This window comes from Kitasatospora sp. MBT63 (genome assembly GCF_000710465.2).
Taxonomy (GTDB): Bacteria; Actinomycetota; Actinomycetes; order Streptomycetales; family Streptomycetaceae; genus Kitasatospora.
In genome coordinates, this window is sequence record NZ_JAIZ01000104.1 from 1 (window position 1) to 3,573 (window position 3,573).

A 3,573-nucleotide genomic window follows, 5' to 3' on the forward strand; every position below is an offset into this window, starting at 1 on the left:
AGCCCGCCGAGGCGCCGGGGCGGCGGCGCGCTCCGGCGGCGGCGTGGTGGAGCGCACCCCGGCGCCCGGGGTACCCGCACCCCCCGGTGCGCCCCCGGCCGGCGGCTCCCGCAAGGACGAGCCGAACGCCCGGCTGAACCCGAAGTACCTGTTCGACACCTTCGTGATCGGCGCCAGCAACCGGTTCGCGCACGCCGCCGCGGTGGCGGTGGCCGAGGCCCCCGCCAAGGCCTACAACCCGCTCTTCATCTACGGCGAGTCCGGACTCGGCAAGACCCACCTGCTGCACGCGATCGGGCACTACTCGCGCAGCCTCTTCCCGGGGACCAGGGTGCGGTACGTGAGCTCGGAGGAGTTCACCAACGAGTTCATCAACTCCATCCGGGACGGCAAGGCCGACGCCTTCCGCAAGCGCTACCGGGACATCGACATCCTGCTGGTCGACGACGTCCAGTTCCTGGCGAGCAAGGAGTCGACCCAGGAGGAGTTCTTCCACACCTTCAACACCCTGCACAACGCGAACAAGCAGATCGTGCTCTCCTCGGACCGGCCGCCCAAGCAGCTGATCACCCTGGAGGACCGGCTGCGGAACCGCTTCGAGTGGGGGCTGATCACCGACGTCACCCCGCCCGAGCTGGAGACCCGGATCGCGATCCTGCGCAAGAAGGCGATCCAGGAGCAACTCAACGCACCCGCCGACGTGCTGGAGTTCATCGCCTCCCGGATCACCCGCAACATCCGGGAGCTGGAGGGCGCGCTGATCCGGGTGACCGCGTTCGCCAACCTGAACCGGGCGCCGGTCGACCTGGAGCTGGCCGGGATCGTCCTCAAGGACCTGATCCCGGGCGGCGACGAGGACGCGGGCCCGGAGATCACCGCGCAGGTGATCATGCAGCAGACGGCCGCCTACTTCGGCCTGGGGGTGGACGACCTGTGCGGCTCCTCCCGCAGCCGGGTACTGGTGACGGCCCGCCAGATCGCCATGTACCTCTGCCGGGAGCTGACCGACCTCTCGCTGCCGAAGATCGGCGCGCAGTTCGGCGGCCGCGACCACACCACGGTGATGCACGCCGACCGGAAGATCCGCTCGCTGATGGCCGAGCGCCGCTCCATCTACAACCAGGTCACCGAGCTGACCAACCGCATCAAGAGCTGAACGCGCCGCGCTGCAGCGGCTGTTGAAGGGGAGTCGGGAATCGTCCCGGCTCCCCTTCGGCCTGTCCCGGCACCCCTGTCCGGCGCCTCTGAACGGCCATCCGGGCGCCGCGCGGGTTCCGGCCCGCCACCGCCCCGCCGCCGGGCCGGAACCCGCTCCCTCGCGCCCGTACGGACCCGCCGGACCCGCCCGCAGGGTCAGCCCGGGAAGCCCGCTCCCGAGGTGTGCCGGGCGGGCCGGCCGGGCAGTAATCCCGCTGCCGGCGCGGTCCCCGACTCCCGGCACCGGCCGAACATCTGACCAGCAATTCGAACAGGATCGGCCCGAGGCCCCGTCATCCACAGGTCGGGCGAGTTTTCCCCGTCCACACCCCTCGCCGGCACCGAGTTATCCAGAATTCCTCCACAGGGGCGCCGACGCTACGCTCTTCTGCGCAGGTCAGGTGCCTGTGGACTTGTGCACAACAGTTATCCACAGGCTGTGGACAATTGGCGGTCCGTCAGAGGGCCGTCCGGGTTATCCACCGGTTGTCCCCAGGGCCGGACGGGTTATCCCCAGGTTCTCCACAGCTGCGTCCACAGTTCGACAACATTGGCCGGTCGTTCATACCCAGGTGTGAAAGGCGTCACGTGATGTTGCCCGGGGCCCGTGGATAACCCGGCCATGATCTGGGGACAGAGCTGGGGATAACCTGTGGATACTCAGGGTGGCCTGTGGGTAACGCTCCGCTGTCCACAGCAGAGCCTGGTTTTCCACAGTCGCCATCCACAGGTCCTGTGGACAAAAAACCAGCCCTGAACTGCGAAAACGGGGTTATCCACGGTATCCACAGGCCCTACTACTACTACTACCCTTAGAGACCCCTCAGCTTGATCAACAGTGGGGCGGGCCGAAATCTGTGGACAACCGCTCCCCGACACTTGTTCGGCTTGCTTCCGCCCATCTGCTCCGTCTGTCGGTGGAGTACGTCAGACTGTTCTCCGGCAACTGGAAGCCGGGGTTCTCCCCGGTGGGCCGGGAGCCGGACGACGAAGATCGACGAAGACCAGAGCGCGTACAGCGACAGCAGGAGCCAGGAGGCGGTTACCGGTGAAGTTCCGGGTGGAGCGTGATGTCCTCGCGGAGGCGGTGGCCTGGGCTGCTCGCAGCCTCCCGGCGCGGCCGCCGGTGCCGGTCCTGGCCGGCCTGCTGCTGACGGCACAGGAGGGCTCGCTGGCCCTCTCCGGGTTCGACTACGAGGTCTCGGCCCGGGTCGAGCTGGAGGCGGACGTCGAGGAGCCGGGCACCGTGCTGGTCTCCGGCCGCCTGCTCAACGACATCTCCCGCAACCTGCCGAACCGGCCGGTGGAGATCTCCACCGACGGCATGCGGGTCAGCGTGGTCTGCGGCAGCTCGCGGTTCACCCTGCCGACGCTGCCGGTGGACGAGTACCCGAGCCTGCCGGCGATGCCGAGCGCCACCGGCACGGTCGCCGGCGAGGTGTTCGCCGCCGCGGTCAGCCAGGCCGCCGTCGCGGCCGGCCGGGACGACACCCTGCCGGTGCTCACCGGTGTGCGGGTCGAGATCGAGGGCGACCGGATCACCCTGGCCGCCACCGACCGGTACCGGTTCGCCGTCCGCGACCTGCTGTGGAAGCCGGAGCAGGCGGACATCTCGGCGGTCGCCCTGGTGCCCGCCAAGACCCTCCAGGACATCGCCAAGTCGCTGGGCAGCGGTGACACGGTCTCCATCGCGCTGTCCTCCGGCGGCGCGGGAGAGGGCCTGATCGGCTTCGAGGGGGCCGGCCGCCGGACCACCACCCGGCTGCTGGAGGGCGAGTTCCCGAAGTTCCGCAGCCTGTTCCCGACCGAGTTCAGCGCGGTCGCCGCGATCCAGACCCAGCCGTTCCTGGAGGCGCTCAAGCGCGTCTCGCTGGTCGCCGAGCGCAACACCCCGGTCCGGCTCAACTTCGAGCAGGGCGTGCTGACCCTGGAGGCGGGCTCGGGCGACGACGCCCAGGCCACCGAGCGGATCGACGCCGACCTCGAGGGCGACGACATCTCGATCGCGTTCAACCCGGGCTACCTGGAGGAGGGCCTGAAGGCCATCGACTCCGCCTACGCCCAGCTGAGCTTCACCACGCCCACCAAGCCCGCCCTGCTGAGCGGCAAGGTCGCGGTGGACGCGGAGGCCGACGAGGCCTACCAGTACCTGATCATGCCGGTGCGGCTCTCCGGCTGACGGTCGTACACACCGCCGTCCACAGGCTGTGGACGTGAGCCCAGGCCTCCCCCGGACAGACTGTGCCGGGAGAGGCCTGGCTCCGTTCGCGGCGTAGGCTCGGGACAGCGCGGCAACGGCGCCGCCATCAGGCACGACACCACAGTGAAGGACTAGTCATGGAGCTCGGCCTCATCGGTCTCGGCAAGATGGGCGGC

The 3,573-nt window shown here is 69.3% G+C and carries 2 protein-coding genes; both read left to right on the top strand.

Going from position 1 to position 3,573, the window contains the following annotated elements; translation table 11 throughout:
* The coding region (gene dnaA / locus AA75_RS06710; protein WP_033818861.1) for a chromosomal replication initiator protein DnaA at positions 1-1,156 on the top strand (1,156 nt) is incomplete at its 5' end.
* A 1,089-nt stretch (positions 1,157-2,245) separates the two neighbouring features.
* On the top strand, positions 2,246-3,376 hold the full coding sequence (dnaN, locus tag AA75_RS06715) for a DNA polymerase III subunit beta (RefSeq protein ID WP_033818862.1): 1,131 nt from the start codon (positions 2,246-2,248) through the stop codon (positions 3,374-3,376).
* Positions 3,377-3,573: the final 197 nt, after the last annotated feature.